Source organism: Candidatus Schekmanbacteria bacterium (genome assembly GCA_003695725.1).
Classification (GTDB): domain Bacteria; phylum Schekmanbacteria; class GWA2-38-11; order GWA2-38-11; family J061; genus J061.
In genome coordinates, this window is record RFHX01000022.1 from 1 (window position 1) to 16,554 (window position 16,554).

At 36.3% G+C, this 16,554-nt stretch carries 11 protein-coding genes and 1 pseudogene; 9 read left to right on the forward strand and 3 right to left on the reverse strand.

The genetic code is table 11. From position 1 onward, the window contains the following. Positions 1–45: 45 nt before the first annotated feature. Positions 46–1,353, reverse strand: coding sequence for a hypothetical protein (locus D6734_00915; protein ID RMF98001.1), 1,308 nt, complete (start codon positions 1,351–1,353; stop codon positions 46–48). Beyond that, a pseudogene (locus D6734_00920) lies at positions 1,302–1,406 on the reverse strand (cytochrome C peroxidase). The gene D6734_00915 and the pseudogene D6734_00920 overlap by 52 nt, the downstream one beginning before the upstream one ends. Positions 1,407–2,415: 1,009 nt before the next feature. Here D6734_00920 and D6734_00925 point away from each other — a divergent pair. Together D6734_00925 and D6734_00930 are read left to right on the forward strand one after the other, a co-directional pair. After that, positions 2,416–3,201 (forward strand): nucleoside triphosphate pyrophosphohydrolase, encoded by a 786-nt coding sequence (locus D6734_00925; GenBank protein RMF98002.1) that lies wholly within the window; start codon positions 2,416–2,418, stop codon positions 3,199–3,201. 32 nt (positions 3,202–3,233) lie between these two features. Next, entirely contained in the window at positions 3,234–6,815 is a 3,582-nt protein-coding gene (locus D6734_00930; protein RMF98003.1) for a DNA polymerase III subunit alpha, read from the forward strand. On the opposite strand, the gene D6734_00935 is transcribed toward D6734_00930, so the two are convergent. Next, the gene (locus D6734_00935) at positions 6,801–7,355 is read right to left on the reverse strand and encodes an NlpC/P60 family protein (protein RMF98004.1); all 555 of its coding nucleotides are present in this window, start codon (positions 7,353–7,355) and stop codon (positions 6,801–6,803) included. The two genes, D6734_00930 and D6734_00935, sit on opposite strands and share 15 nt — an antisense overlap. Before the next feature lie 257 nt (positions 7,356–7,612). On the opposite strand from D6734_00935, the gene D6734_00940 reads away from it, so the two are divergent. The 7 genes from D6734_00940 (at position 7,613) to D6734_00970 (ending at position 16,468) form a co-directional block, all read left to right on the forward strand. Then, positions 7,613–8,824: a GlmU protein gene (locus tag D6734_00940; protein RMF98005.1), complete on the forward strand. Its 1,212-nt coding sequence runs from the start codon at positions 7,613–7,615 to the stop codon at positions 8,822–8,824. A 51-nt stretch (positions 8,825–8,875) separates the two neighbouring features. Then, the gene (gene glmS / locus D6734_00945) at positions 8,876–10,687 is read left to right on the forward strand and encodes a glutamine--fructose-6-phosphate transaminase (isomerizing) (protein ID RMF98006.1); all 1,812 of its coding nucleotides are present in this window, start codon (positions 8,876–8,878) and stop codon (positions 10,685–10,687) included. Next, positions 10,688–11,392: a glucose-1-phosphate thymidylyltransferase gene (locus D6734_00950; GenBank protein RMF98007.1), complete on the forward strand. Its 705-nt coding sequence runs from the start codon at positions 10,688–10,690 to the stop codon at positions 11,390–11,392. It begins immediately after the preceding gene. Positions 11,393–11,411: 19 nt separating this feature from the next. Further along, positions 11,412–12,263 carry a hypothetical protein gene (locus tag D6734_00955; GenBank protein ID RMF98008.1) on the forward strand — a complete coding sequence of 284 codons (852 nt, stop codon included), beginning with the start codon at positions 11,412–11,414 and terminating at the stop codon, positions 12,261–12,263. A 367-nt stretch (positions 12,264–12,630) separates the two neighbouring features. Continuing rightward, complete coding sequence (gene phnD / locus D6734_00960; GenBank protein RMF98009.1) at positions 12,631–13,593, forward strand: phosphate/phosphite/phosphonate ABC transporter substrate-binding protein; 963 nt, start codon at positions 12,631–12,633, stop codon at positions 13,591–13,593. Between the two features lie 3 nt (positions 13,594–13,596). Then, a complete protein-coding gene (locus D6734_00965) occupies positions 13,597–15,060 on the forward strand; it encodes a HAMP domain-containing protein (protein ID RMF98010.1) in 1,464 nt (487 codons plus the stop codon). A gap of 31 nt (positions 15,061–15,091) precedes the next feature. Beyond that, complete coding sequence (locus D6734_00970) at positions 15,092–16,468, forward strand: sigma-54-dependent Fis family transcriptional regulator (protein RMF98011.1); 1,377 nt, start codon at positions 15,092–15,094, stop codon at positions 16,466–16,468. The last annotated feature ends 86 nt before the right edge of the window (positions 16,469–16,554 follow it).

Consider the following 16,554-nt stretch of genomic DNA (forward strand, 5'->3'; position numbering starts at 1 on the left):
AATTATTTAAAGACAAAATTATTATATAAAATGTTTTGAAAATATTTAAGGTAAATTTTGTTTCCAAAGCAGATATGGAGATTCTTCAGTCGATTTCAATGCAGATAAGATGGCATTTTTATCACTGTATCTTCCATTCTTGAGAAGTGAGCGGTAAAAAGCATTATAAAACATATCTGGATAAACCTTTACTTCGATCACTATTTTATTTTGTCCTAAAAGCTGTTTGTCTGCTTCATAGGGAAATTCAAAACTTTTTCCGGGTGCAATCCTTGTATCATATAATTCTCGATTAAGATCTAAGCTAACCATTCTTCCTATGAATGCTTCCTTTAAGGTCTTGTCTATGATTTTTCCTTTCTCATCGATTATATAAGCCTTTACAACAACGAGAGGAGTTACATATGTGGGGAAATAATGTCCTACTCCGGAATTGGTTATTATGAGTTTTATTTTGAATTTTTCTGCTTCTTCAATTTTTTTGAGTTCCAATGAAAGTCCTTTTAATGTTGTTTCTTTGTCATGAATTCCTTTGAAAAGATGCTTTCGACCGGGCATATGGCACTTTTGGCATATGATATTGGCTTTTCCATAAATGCTTTCCTTCCATTCGTTGTAAGTGTTTACCAGAATTTTCCCGTTCAATTTATATCCCTTTTCGAGTTGATGACAGGCGGCACAAAATCGAGCATCTTCAAAAAAATTCTTCTCTATAAATTTGTGCCCAAATAATAGATTTTTGTCTATTGGTGTTTCTGTTTGCAGGTTTTCTGAAATTTTAGGTCCATAGATTTTTCCTTCTCTCATATGGCATACGAAACAGGAAACACCTGTTTTTCTAAGTTTTGGATTGAAAGAAGGATTATTTGAGTAGGAGCCAGATACATTCTTAGCCGAAACATTTTCATTTTGTTCAATAGAGGGAGCATGGCAAAAATAGCAGGAGAGCGCTTCCGCTGGATTGGCTAAAGGCATCAATTGTCCGGTTAATCCTGCGCCGGTTGATTTACTATGGCGGGTGAATTTCCAATCTTCATATTGTTGTTTGTGGCATATTCCACAATTTTCTGGTGTTGAAATAAAATTACTTTCTTTTCCCTTTGTTAGCCCTTTGTTGAATAGATTTGATGATGTTGGAATTGGACGAATCCAATAGTCAGTTAATGAGATTTCTCCCCTGTCTGATAATGCTGACAGGGGAGAAGCGCTGATAAAGAGAAAAAGAATTGTTGTGAAAAATCTTTTCACTTCCCACAAGGATTTTTCATTGCGCACGGATTGACTCCACAGGGGTTTTTGGTGCATGGGTTCTTTGCTGTACACGGATTTTTGGCACAGGGATTTTTTGTACATGGATTTTTCATCGTGCAAGGATTCTTGGCGCAAGGGTTGTAACTGCATGGATTTTCCCCACATGGATTCTTAGCTGTGCACGGATTTTTCATACAGGGATTTTTCCCGCACGGGTTTTTTGCTGAACAAGGATTTTTATCGCACGGGTTTTTCCCGCATGGATTTTTCATTGAACAAGGATTCATTCCACATGGTTGAGCAGAAGGAGCAGATGATGCTTTTGAATGGGCAAGTACATAAGCCTTCAATCCCTGCATTTCTTTGGAATCTGATGCAAGAGGCTTACTCTTCATTGGATTTTCCATACAGAAGTTGATTATACCTTCGAGAGTAAGCGTTTTCTTTGCCATATTGATATATCTTGGATATGGGTCGGAAGACAGTCCACTTCCATTTGGATGACAAGTTGCGCAGGAAACACCGATAGTGCTCAAGCTTTTATCTCCCCAGAGTTTTTCTCCATATTTAAGCATTTCAGTTTTTTCATCTGCGAAGGTTACATTGAGAAGCATTACAAAAAACAATAATGCTATCAATATGCTTAAATTTTTTGATTTTTCTTTCATAATCTTCTCCTTTCAATTAGATTGATTTTTCTATACTAATTGATTTTCATCATAATTCAAATTTTTCCCGCCATTTCTTTTTTATTACTTTGTCTTATAAATTTTAAAATCCTTACAGTTTTTGATTTTTTTTCTTATCTTTGAAATAGAATTACTCATCTAATGACACCGTTGGGATTGACCAAATTGGGTTTATTAGAAAGAATTTATAATTCTAAGTTTTGAAGTTTTGCTCGAGAATAATTAAAAAAAGATATTGGAGTCAGGTATATTGTTCTATTAGGTGATGAAAAAGCAGAATGTTCAACGAAAAAAATATGATGGCAAATAAGCATCAAGTAGAAAGTATGAAAATTTGAAACTATAAAAATCGTCTTTTCAATAGGTTATAATTTTTTTATGGAAATGGAACGCATTAGTTAGTATCCTAACTTAAATATCCTTAAAAAACTTCTATATTTTTGATTGCCCTTATAAAAAGAGAAGACCGTTAAAAATGAAGAAATTAGATACTGAATTTGAAAAAACTGTAGAGATAATGAAGCGTCTGCGAGCACCTGATGGTTGTCCCTGGGATAGAGAGCAGACTCGTGAATCCTTGAAGCCCTATTTGATTGAGGAAGCGTATGAGGTTTTGGAAGCCATAGACAACGGTGAAGCGAATAAACTTAAGGAAGAGCTTGGCGACCTCCTTCTTCAGACAGTCTTTCATGCGCAGATTGCAGAAGAAGAAGGAAAGTTTACGATAAAAGATGTTCTTCAATATTTGAATGAAAAATTGATAAGGCGCCATCCCCATGTATTTGATGAGAAAAAAGTCGATTCTGCTAAGGAGGTCCTTTCAAATTGGGAAGAAATAAAGAGACAAGAGGGGAATAATAAGAATAACAAATCTATTCTGTCGAGCATTCCAAAATCTTTGCCTGCTCTTCTTTATGCTTATACATTGCAGAAGAGGGCTGCTCGTGTAGGTTTTGATTGGGATAGCGTTGAAGGTGCAATGGACAAACTTGATGAAGAATTATCGGAATTTAAAAAAGCAATGAAATCAGGCAGTAAAGGAGAGTTAGAGGATGAGATTGGAGACATACTATTTAGCTTGGTCAATGTATGCCGCTTTTATAAACTTCATCCTGAAGAAGCATTGAAAAAGACCTGTCTTAAATTTGTGAAACGTTTTAGATTCATTGAAGAGAAGGCAAAAGAGAGAGGAAAGAAAATTGAGAATATGACTCTCGAAGAGATGGACAACCTTTGGGAGGAATCCAAGAGGAAGATTTAGTTTTTTTGTGAAGGGATAAAGTGAGTTAGATTATGAGTTATGCAGATTTCATTCATTTGCACAATCATACCCAATACAGTCTTCTCGATGGGGCTATAAAGCCGAGAGAAATGGCTAAGTATGCACTTTCGATGAATATGCCTGCTGTCGCTATAACTGACCATGGAAATATGTATGGCGCTATGACTTTTTATCGCATATGCAAAGAGGAAGGCATAAAGCCAATTATTGGATGCGAGGTTTATGTTGCGCCTGAAAGTAGATTTAAAAAAAGTTCAGGTAAAAGTGATATCAAGTACTACCATCTTATTCTTCTTGCAAAAAATATTGATGGTTATCACAATCTGATAAAATTGGTATCTGCTGGTTTCATCGAAGGTTTTTACTATAAACCACGCATCGATGACGAAATTTTGAAAAAATATTCTGAAGGACTAATAGGAATGTCTGCCTGTCTTCAAGGTGAAATACCTTATTATTTACTTAATGAAAGACATAAAGAAGCAGAAGAGAAACTGTTGTTTTTTAATGATATATTTGGGAAAGATAATTTTTATGTCGAGATTCAGGACAATGGTCTTGCTGAGCAGGAAAGGGCAAATAAACTTTTGATTGAGCTTGCCAAAAAGCATTCCATACCGATTGTTGCCACGAATGATTGCCATTATTTGAAAAAAGAGCACGCCAATGCGCATGAAGCTTTGCTTTGTGTCGGTACAAAAAGCACCTTAAATGATGAGAAGAGATTTCGTTTCGAAACAGGAGAATTCTATTTCAAGTCGCCAGAAGAAATGAAATCGGCTTTCGATTTTTGCCCTGAAGCAATAGAAAATACTCTGGCTATTGCAGAAAAGTGCAATATTGAATTCGATTTTTCCAAAACATATCTGCCCACTTATACTCCTCCAAAAGGAATGACTTTAAAAAAATATCTCGAAAAACTTGCCTATGATGGTCTTGCAAAGCGTCTGGAAAAGATTTTGTCGAATATCGATGATGAAAGGGAACGAAAAAACAAAGAAAGGCAGTATTATGACCGCTTGAAGATGGAATTGGATATCATCGAAAAGCAGGGGTTCGAGGGATATTTCCTGATAGTTTGGGATTTTATAAATTATGCAAAAGAAAATGAGATTCCTGTTGGTCCTGGCAGAGGTTCAGCCGCAGGCAGTCTGGTAGCATATGTGCTTGGAATCACCGAAATTGACCCCATCAGGTATAAACTTTTCTTTGAGAGATTTCTAAATCCTGAAAGAAAGAGTATGCCGGATATAGATGTAGATTTTTGTCAGGAAAAAAGAGAGCAGGTCATTGACTATGTACGGAAAAAATATGGCGAAGAAAATGTGGGGTTGATAATTACCTTTGGCTCGATGAAGGCACGGGCAGTTATAAGGGATGTAGGAAGAGTGATGGGACTGCCGCTTTCTGAAGTGGATATGATTGCAAAACTCATTCCAAATTCAGTTGGGATGACTCTGGATAAGGCATTGGAATTGGAGCCCCGTCTAAATGTGCTGATAGAAGAGAAAAAAGAAATAAAAGAGCTATTTGAAACAGCCAAGGTGCTTGAAGGACTTAGCAGACAGGAAGGGATTCATGCAGCAGGTGTAGTTGTATCTCCTGAACCGCTTGTCAACTTTATACCGATTACGATAAGTTCTGAAAACAAAGATGATCCAAAAGCTCAGAAAGTTATTACAACGCAATATCCAATGGAAGATGTTCCGCTAACGGGACTTCTGAAATTCGACTTTTTAGGTCTTAAAACCCTTACGGTAATAGATAAAACCTTGAAATTGATCAAGGAAAATCGAGGAATAGAGATTGACCTGAATGAGATTCCCCTTGATGACAGGAATGTTTACGAATTTTTATGGAAAGGATATACAGTTGGAATATTTCAGATAATCAGCACAGGAATGAAGAGTCTTCTTCAACGAATGAAACCTACCGCCTTTGAAGACCTTGTAGCGCTGTTGGCTCTTTATCGTCCGGGCCCTCTTGAAAATGCAATGGATGTAGAGTATGTGGAGGTTAAGCACGGCAAGAAGAAACCTCATTATGAGCATCCTCTCTTGGAAGATATTCTTAAGGAAACTTATGGAGTAATTCTTTATCAAGAGCAAGTAATGCAGATTTCCAATGCCTTAAGCGGATATTCTCTTGCCGAAGCCGATATTTTGAGAAAAGCGATGGGTAAGAAAAAGCCCGAGATTATGGCTGCGCAGAAGAAAAAGTTTGTTGAAGGGGCAGTGAAAAACGGCATCGATGAAAATGTTGCAGGGAATATATTTGACCTTATTGAGAAATTTGCAGGATATGGATTCAATAAATCTCACAGCACTGCATATGCCTTGATAACTTATAGGACTGCATACCTTAAATGTTATTATCCTGAGGAGTTTATGGCTGCACTGTTGAGCTGTGATATGTTTGATAACAAAAAACTTCCGGTAGATGTTTCTGAATGTAAAGATATGGGAATAAAACTTCTTCCTCCTGATGTAAATAAAAGCAGTGCTGAGTTTACCATCGAAGGCAACGCAATTCGCTATGGCTTGGCAGGTATCAAAAATGTTGGGCTTCAGGCAATAAAATCAATTATTGAAAGCAGAGAAAAAGACGGCCCTTTTAAATCTATTTTTGACTTTTGCGAGCGTATCGATTTAAGGACTGCCAATAAGCGGGTTTTAGAAAGCCTAACTTTATGCGGCGCACTTGACTCTTTAGGTGCATCGAGAAGAAGCATATATGAGGGGCTTGATTATATTATTTCAGAATCTCAAAAGCGCAAGGATGAGATTTTGTCAGGACAGGAAAATCTTTTTGGCAATATGAATAGTCCATCATCAGTCATATTTCAGAAACTTCCTGATGTTGAAGAATGGAGCGAAAATGAGAGATTAAAAATGGAAAAAGATATTTTAGGAGTCTATTATACAGGGCATCCCCTCGACAAGTATAAGAGTTTGCTCGAAACATATAGTGACTGTGATTTGTCCATTTTTTCCAATGAATTCAATGACAATGGGGATATGTCTGAAAATGGTGATAGTGAGGAGCTATATCAGAAAGAAGCAAATTGCCAGAGGATTTTGAAAGAGGGAGACATTGTTCATTTTGGAGGTGCCATTCGTTCACTTAAAACGCGCAAAACAAAAAAGGGTGAGATGATGGCATTTTTAGAAATCGAAAACTTCAATGGAATTGCCGATGTTACAGTTTTCCCAAACTTATTTTCAGAGATTAAAGAAATTTTGAAAGAAGACAACCTTATCTTTTTAGAGTCGAAGGTGCAAAAGCGAAATGAAGAATTGAAGCTTGTAGCAGAAAAGATTGTACCAATCGATATGGCGAGGGAAGAATTTACAGGGAAAATGTTTATTGATATTGACAAATCTTCGCTGAAGGAAGAAGCTCTAAGAGAATTTCGTAAAGTTGTAGAAGAGGAAAAAGAAGGACGGTGCCAAATCTTTTTCAGAGTTATGACAGAGTCAGGGTTGAAGGTGATTATAAAGCTTCATAATAAACTTAAACCTCGAACAACAGATTATCTGTTGAATAAAGCTTATGAGTTTTTTGGCAGAGAATCTGTGTCAACGCTCCTTTAAAATTCGCCTTGCTCCTAAAAACCTTCGCTTCCAGTAAGAACTGTTGATGCTGTCAGTGGTAACTCCTCTGCTCGTTGATGCATGAACAAATTTACCGCCTGAAGTATATATTCCTACATGAGTTGGTTTTGACGGCTTCCTATGTCCGAAGAAGAGGCTAAATGGAAAGAAGAAACAACAGCAGCTGCTCTCTTTTATAGTCGTATCGAAAAAAAGGAGGTCTCCAAAAAGATATTCATCATCTTCCACTTTTCTTCCCACTGAGAATTGTTCAGCTACTGTTCGGGGAATTTTTATTCCTGCACTTGCATATACTCTTTGGGCAAAAGCTGAACAATCGATTCCTGATTTAGATGTGCCGCCATAACGATAAGGCGTATTCATATATGCTGCCATCGTGTTTTTCATAGCCATTCGCTGTTTGTCGAGTGATGGCGCACAAGCTGTTATGACTGTAATGATTAGAATGAAAAAAAATTGAAATGTGGCTCTTATATGAGAGTATAAAAAACCTTCCTTTTCGTTTAAAAAATTTTCCATTGTCTCTAAAAATTTTATTGTTTCATTTTAACATAATGAAGAGTTCGAATAGTAAATTTTCTGCATTTTTTTAAACTTCATTGAATATTTTCCATTATGTAAAGAGCCAGAAAAGGATTAAAAGAGAGATATTGGAAAAGTAAATCAACTGGTAAAATCAGCAGTCAAAATTCTTTAAATCATTCGTTGACAAGATTGACTGCCCTGCGTTATTTTTCATATATAGATAATAAAACTCCGTTGGGGGAGGAAAGTTTATGAAAGCCGTTATACTTGCAGGTGGAAGAGGAAGCAACTTAAATCCAATAACAGAAACTCGTTCAAAGACAATGATAAATATATGCGGAAAACCTGTCCTTGAATATACAATTCTTGGATTAAAGGATGCAGGCATTGCCGATTGTTGCATTGTTGTTGACCATAAAGGAGAAAAGATAAAAGAATATTTTGAAAGCGGAGAGAAACTTGGAGTTTCCATAACTTATGTTGAACAGAAACCGCCAAAGAATATTGGCGGTGCTTTGATGTCTTCAGCAGACCGCTTTTCAGAAGGCGGATATTTTTTGCTCGTTTATGGCGATGTTGTTTTTTCCTCAAATATTTTTTTGACTACATTGATGTCCTTTAATTCTCTCAAAGGCGCAATCGCTACCATATGCATTCCTCCTGCACCGGGACAATATGGAAATATATATATGAACGAAGAGGTGCAGATAACTAAGATTATTGAAAAACCGGAGCATGAAAAATTTGGGAATTATATTCTTGCAGGTGTTTTCGTTTTGCCTGTAAGTTTCTTTGAGCTTCTGAATGCAGCAAAATGCGACATAGAAAAAGCCTTTGATTCTCTCATAAAAACAAATGGCTTGCATGCATCGATTTATGAAGATGATTGGATTGATATTGGATACCCATGGAATATAATCGATGCAAATAAGATACAGATGAAAAAAATTAAAAAAACAAGCATTTCACCTTCAGCGCATATAGAGGAGAATGTGACAATAAAAGGTCCTGTAGTGGTAGAAGACAATGTTATTATCAAAGCAGGTGCAACAATAATAGGCCCATGCTACTTAGGGGAGGGATGTTTTGTTGGTAATAATTCACTCATCAGAGAATATACATCTCTCGGAGCAAAAAGTGTAGTGGGATTTGGTGTTGAAATCAAAAACAGCATAATTTTTGAACGAGCTGCTATAGGAAGATTGTCATTTATTGGCGATAGTGTAATAGGCGAAGGTGTTGATATAGGTCCAAATGTTGTAACAGTCAATCGTGATATTGACAGACAAACAATCAAGACAGAAATTAAGGGGAAGAAGATTGACAGCAAACTTGAGAAGTTGGGAGCTTTTGTAGGAGACAATTCTATCATAGGTGCAAGCAATACAATTCTGCCGGGTATGATAATACCACACAAAGCAAAGTTAAAACATAAAGGGTCTATACATAACGGCGATTTATAACATCTTGTTTCAAAATGCTGATTAAAAAGAAAATGAAGGCAGTCCAATAATATGTGCGGCATAAGTGCAATAGCAGGGAAAAGTGATATTGCAGCGAAACTTCTGCATTCAATAAAGAATCTCGAATATCGGGGATATGATTCCTGCGGTATGGCAGTGTCTGGACAAAATGGAATTGTAGTAAGAAAGAATATTGGCACTGTTGAGGAAGTCAATAAAAAAGAGCAGCTTGTGGGAATGAATGGAAATCTTGGCATTGCCCATACTCGCTGGGCTACACATGGAGGAGTTTCGAAAGAAAACAGTCACCCTCATACAGGATGCACATCCGACTTTACAGTCGTCCATAATGGTATAGTCTCAAATTACAAAGAGATTAGAAAAGAGTTGGAGAAGAAGGGGCATAAGTTTACTTCAGAGACAGATACTGAAGTAATTCCACATCTTGTAGAGGAGTACTACAAGGAAAGCAAGTCAGTGGAAAACGCCGTTGTTGCGGCGCTTCGCAAATTAAAAGGCACATATGCATTTGCGCTGATAACAAGCTGTGATAAAGGGACAATCTATTGCGCAAAGAATGAAAGCCCTCTTGTCATAGGCATTGGCGATAGTGAAATGTTTGTTGGCTCCGATGTAAATGCATTTATTGATTTTACTAAGAACATAGTCTTTTTAAACAATGGCGAATATGCAATAGTCAACAATGATTCGTATGTAATAAAAGATATGCACACCTGTACAGAGGTTTCCCGCGAGATAAAAAAGATTGAGTGGGACGCAGAGATGGCTAAGAAAGGCGGTTATCCCCACTTTATGCTAAAGGAGATATATGAACAGCCAAATACAGTCTTAAATGCAATGAAAATAAGCAGAGATGAGATACAAAGATTGGCTGAAATGATTCATAATTCGGATATCTCATATTTTATTGGTATTGGCACTACATACTATGTAGGTTTGATAGCCCAATATTATTTTTCCAAAATTTGCGGCAGGTATATACCGGTTATATCGTCAGATGAATTCGAAAATGTGGCAAGCGTAACAGATAAGAGTGTTGTAATTGCCATTTCCCAATCAGGCGAGACATATGATACTCTTCGTGCTTTGAGATTTGCGAAAGAGAGGGGGGCTCAAACAGCGGCAATTGTAAATGTTATTGGCTCATCGATGTCTAGAGAAGTTGATTTTGCCATAATGCAAGGCTCAGGGCCAGAGATATGTGTTTTGAGTACAAAGGCGGCGCTTGCCCAGATTGTGTTATTGATGAGGACCGCAATTGAATATGCTATTAAGGAAAGGGGAAAAAATGGCAGAGAAGCCAAAGAATTCGAAAAAACTATGAATGAAACTTCTCCCTCCATTGAACGCCTTCTAAATGAATATCAGGGAATAATACGCAATATAGCTTATGCAAATGCCAATGTCCATAATTGGCTCTATTTAGGTAGAGGAATATACTATCCTGTTGCTCTTGAAGCTGCGCTTAAAATGAAGGAAGTAACATATCTTCATGCAGAAGGGATGCCGGGCGGTTTTATGAAGCATGGAACAATCTCGCTTATAGATGAATCAATGAATAGTCTTGTTTTTGTTCCGCCAAAGAAAGAAGAAACGATTTATGAACTTACCTTGAGCGGAGTCGAGGAAATACGCGCAAGAAAGGGAAAAGTCATAGGGATACACTTTGGCGCTCCACTAGAGTTATTCGACGAAAGTATATGCATCCCTGAAGCGCCTGAGCTTATTTCACCCCTTATAGAGTTGGTGGCAGGACAACTTTTTGCATATTATACGGCAACAGCATTGAAGAGAAATGTAGATAAGCCAAGGTCTCTCGCTAAATCGGTAACGGTGGCATAGATGAATAAGGACCATTTTCCTGAAGAACTTTTGCTTAAATATTTTTTTACTAATATTCCTAATTTTTTGAAACCAATTTTTCCTGATAATGAGCCTGTTTGGACTCCTCTTAAAGAACTGAAATCTTTTTTTGAAAAATTTAAAACCTATAAAATTGAAATTGAAATTCCAGATGGAGTCGTTTTGAAGGGTGAAAGAATATTCATTGGCGAGGGCACTACGATCGAGCCGGGAGTAATGATCAGAGAGCCTGCAATCATAGGAAGAAATGTAGAAATAAGACAGGGGGCATATTTTAGGGGCAATGTAATAGTGGCTGACAATTGTGTGGTAGGACATGCAACTGAGTTGAAGCACTCGATTATGCTTGAAGGCGCTCATGCGCCACATTTCAATTATCTTGGAGACAGTATTCTCGGTCAAAAGGTAAATCTTGGCGCAGGGACAATATTGTCAAATTTCAAGATGACTGAAAATAAGATGGTTGTAGTGGATTTCAATGGAGAAAAGATTGATACAGGATTGAGAAAATTCGGAGCATTGTTAGGAGATTTTTCCGAAACAGGTTGTAATGCAGTCCTGAATCCGGGAACTATCGTAGGACCTAACTCCTTGATATATCCGCTTTCTCTTGTCCGCGGCTATATTGCGCCGAAAACGATTTATAAATTGAGACAGCATATTGAAAGGACTGAAAAAAAATAGTTAGACGATTATAGTGCCTATGGAACAATCTAAGACTTTATATCTTGTCGATGGGACCGCCTATATATATCGCGGATTTTTTGCAATGCCGCATCTTTCAAATTCTTCAGGACTCCCTACAAATGCGATTCTTTCCTTTGTCAATATGCTGAAAAAATTCATCAATGAAATGAATCCAAAGAATTTAGCTGTTGCCTTTGACAGAAAGGAAGAAACCTTTAGGCATGAAGAATATGAAGAATATAAGGCAAATCGAGCCGAAATGCCCGACGAATTGATTCCTCAAATTCCATATATAAAGAAGATAGTAGAATTGATGAATATCAAAATTTTAGAAAAAGCAGGATATGAAGCAGATGATTTGATAGCAACGGCGGCAAAAAGAGCGGAAGCCGCGGGATATGATGTAGTGATAGTTAGCGCAGACAAAGATTTGATGCAAATTATAAATGATAAAATTAAGATGTATGACCCAATGAGAGACCGTTGGTATGATAAAGATGCAGTTGAAAAAAAATTTGGTGTGCCTCCGGAGAAAGTGAGAGATGTAATGGCTCTTATGGGAGATACTTCTGATAATATTCCGGGAGTGCCCGGAATAGGACCTAAGACGGCTGCTAAGTTGATATGTGAATATGGAAGCCTCGACAATCTTTTGCAGAATATTGATTCGGTCAAAAATAAAAAGTTGAAGGAAAGACTAAGAGACCATTATGACGATGCTCTTTTAAGCAAAAATCTTGTTACTCTTGATTGTGATGCTCCCCTTGATTATGATATCGACGATTTGAAGAAAGAGGAACCAGACAAAGAAGGGTTGACAAAGATATTCAGAGAGCTCGAATTCAAATCTCAGCTTCAGCTGTTATAATCAAAATAAGAAAAAATTTTCATTTGTTCGCTCTAAATCAATTAATCTACCATTGTTTTGACAACAAGCTCTCAGCGTTTTTTTCTTCTACCGAAAATCTTTTTATAACCATTTGCTTCGTTTCCTATATATTTCGAAGAATTACTGCATCATTTTTTGAATTTGATGGTGTAAGTCTTTACATCAGAACAAGATGACTATTAATAAAATTTACCTTACCTAAACAATTCTTATAGTAGTCAGGAATAAATGAGTTGTTAAGTGAGATTGAGTATTTGACAAGTCTTCCTTTGTAAAAAGTTTTGACAGATAATTTTAAAGCTGTATAAGAGAAACGATTCTTTGCACTTGAAAGGTGATGTAGTAAATGCGCCGCAAAAAAAATATTCTATTTTTACTCTTATCTTTAGTAGTTATTTTAGTCGTAAGTCTTTTTATAGCTTGCGATGATGGTCTTCAAGTATCTGATAATAAAGAGATGCCTTCCCTTTTGCAGAATAAAGTAGAACAAGAAAAAGAAATCATATATTTTGGTGTAATTTCACGATACAATCCTGTCCTGATGTATAAAAGATATCAGCCCGTAATGGATTACCTTTCAGAAAAGACTCCTTACATATTCAAGCTTAAACTTGGTTCTACATATGAAGAAGCGGTCAATAACCTGCATTACAATATAACTCAGGTTGCATCTTTAGGAGGTGTAACATTTTCTGAATCTTTTGTTAAATTTGGCGCGAGAGCAATACTTAGAAGCAAAAACGAAAATGGCAAGGGATATTACCAGAGCTATATAGTTACAAGAAAGGATAATGAGATAACAAGTCTTAAAGACCTAATAGGCAAAACATTTGCATTTGCTTCAATAAAATCAACATCTGGAAATCTTTATCCCCGCTACCTTCTTTGGAAGAACGGAATAAATCTCGAGGATTTGAAATATGTAAACTTGAAGCATCATGATGCTGTCGCAGTAGGAGTGTTAAAAGGCAAGTATTTTGCCGGAGCTTTAAAGGATGTTGCGGCAAAAAGTTTTCTTGCCAAAGGGTTAAAAGTAATCGCAAAATCAGAACCTATTCCATCGGTTCCGATAGTGGTAAGCAAAGATGCCGATCCTAAAATGGTAAGCGCTTTAAAAAAAGCGCTTCTTGCCGTTGACCCTGAAAAGCCGGAGTTCAAGGATATTGTTAAGGATTGGGATGATGAGTTCAAATACGGTTTTATAGAAGCATCTAATGATGATTATAAAGTGATTCTCAAAATGATAAGAGATATTCCTGCAAAGTGCGGAGAATCATGCCATCCAAAAAATATTTTTGCTAAAGATTAGACAATGTTTCAAATCAAGAGCTTGAAAACACAGTTTCTGTTATGGACATCATTGATTATATTCTGCCTTGTCTGTATAATCGGATATTTTGAGATTGTTGAACATAGAAATCTTCTAATTTCGAAGGTCAAAGAAAACGGAAGAATACTTGTCGAAACAATGTCTGCCGCCTGCATAAATACGATGCTTTATCAGGAGCTTGGATTGGTCGAAGAAGGAGGGTTGCTTGATAATTATATAGAAGAGATAATGGAAAGAAAAGAGCTTCATATCCGTTATGCGTATATTCTCGATGAAAGCAATCATGTGCTTGTAAGCAGTAATTTGAAAGAATTTGGGAAAAAACTGATAGATACAATTTCCTATCGTTCCTTTATTTCAAACAAGACACTTGAACAGGTTTATAAAGATGAAATTACAGGAGAGAAGATTCTTGATATTTCAACTCCTTTGTCTATTGCAGGAAAAAGGTGGGGGACTCTAAAGGTAGGATTTTCTCTCAAATTTATAAAAGGGATAATCTTTGAGCACTATAAAAGAATCATTCTTTTTGCATTGATTTCGATGTGCCTTTCTATTGTAGTGATAAACTTTGTCTTTCTCAGACTGACTAATCCACTGAAGAAACTTACGAACAGTATAAAAGAAATAAGTTCTCCTGATGAATTTAAAGAATTACCTATTGAATCAGCCGATGAGGTTGGAGAATTAACACGAGAATTTAATGAGCTGATGGAAAGATTAAAGAAATCAATGAATGAGCTTGAACATGCTCAGAGAATTATGGCTTCTCAAGAAAAGTATTCTTCATTAGGTAGAGTTGCCGCCGGAATAGCCCATGAGATAAACAATCCCCTTGATGGAATACAGGATTGCATTAAACTGCTTGATAAGGATATTGAAGAATCTGACAAAAAGAAAAAATATTTGCGAATGTCTTTTGAGGGATTGAAAAGAATTGAAAAGATTGTTAAGGGATTGCTCGATTTTTCAAGTGAAAGACCAATTTCATTGAGAGAGGTCAATATAAATACTTTGATTTCTTCATCCACTGAAATATTGACTTTCAAGCTCAAAGAAAAAAATATCAAGTTGATAATAGAAAATAGTCTCGATGGAGAAATCATAAAGATTGATTCATCAAAGATTCAGCAGGTTTTGATGAATCTTCTCTTAAACAGTATTGATAGTCTTGAAAATAAGGAGAATGGTAAAATTATTTTAAAAATATCAAAAGATAAGGGGAATCTTATTTTAGAAGTTATCGACAACGGTATTGGCATCGCAAAAGAAGATATTGACAAGATATATGAACCTTTTTATACAACTAAGGAAGTAGGAAAGGGGACAGGATTAGGCCTTTCCATAACAAAGGGGATAGTTGAAGCATTTGGCGGTGAAATTCAGTGTAGAAGCACGCCGAATGTGGAAACAGTTTTTACCGTAATCATTCCGATTGCTAATTAAAATATCATCAAAATTTTAAAAGAAGATAGTAATGAGAATAAGAATATACATAGTTGAAGATGAAGCTATAAAAAGAGAAACGATAAAAGATTATCTTTTAGATAACGGGTTTGATGTTTTGGATTTTGAAAATCCTTCAGTTGCCCTTGAAAGCATCAAAAAAGATCTCCCCGATATTGTAATTACCGACCTTAGGCTCCCTTCTATGGACGGAATTTCATTTATGAAAGAAGCAATGAAAATATCATCAGCGATAAATTTCATAATCATTACCGCATATGCAACTGTTGAAACGGCTATTGAAGCAATGAAGAGCGGTGCTTTCGATTATCTAAAAAAACCTTTTGACTTAGAAGAATTGATGCTGACTATTGAAAGATTGATATCCATCAAAAAACTTCGTGATGAAAATGTATATTTGAAAGACAGATTGATTGAAAAATATGCCTGCTGTAATCTTGTTGGCAAATCAAAAGCAATGCGGGAAATATATGATTTAATTGCAACAGTTGCCGATAGCACGAGCACTGTTTTAATCGAAGGTGAAAGCGGTACAGGAAAAGAGATGGTAGCAAATGCTATCCATTATAACAGTATTAGAAAAAATGCTCCTTTCATAAAAGTTAGTTGTTCTATTTTCAACCCGAATATTCTTGAATCTGAGTTATTCGGGCATGAAAAGGGCGCTTTTACAGGAGCAATAAAACACAAAAAGGGCAAATTTGAGCTTGCACATAGCGGTTCGATTTTCCTTGACGATATTGACGATATTCCATTGGATTTGCAAGTTAAACTTCTGCGTGTCTTACAGGAAAGGGAAGTCGAGAGAGTAGGAGGTTTATCGCCTAAAAGCATAGATGTCCGTGTAATTGCCGCAACAAAAGAAAATTTGAAGGATAAAGTTTCAAAAGGGACATTTAGGGAAGACCTTTTTTACAGATTGAATGTAATAAAAATAAATCTTCCACCTCTTAGAGAAAGAAAAGAAGATATACCCCTTCTTTTTGAGCACTTTTTACAGAAGTATGCACAAAGAGATAGAATTAATTTGCCGAAAGTAGAAGAAGAAGCATTGGAACCTCTATTTAAATATGATTGGCCCGGAAATGTGAGAGAGCTTGAAAATTTTACTGAGCGTTTAGTTACGCTGAATAAGTCCAAAAATGTGATAGATAAACAAACTGTTTTGTCTCACCTGCCTGAAAATGAGAAGAGAGAAACCTTTAATTTGCATTCGATAATTCAAGAAGAAGGCAAGAGCTTTTCAGATATCCTTGAAATGACTGAAAGGAAATTGCTCATATGGGCTTTGGAAGAATCGGAAGGAAATAAGAGTAAGGCGGCGAATCTACTGAAAATGAAGCGCACGACTTTCTGTGATAAATTATCAAAGTATGAAATTGAATAATTTTCTGTCGGAAATCCGTTAAATAAGTGCCGTAAAATCGTCGAAAACAATTTTCTTTAAATATTTCAATAAGATATATTTAATAC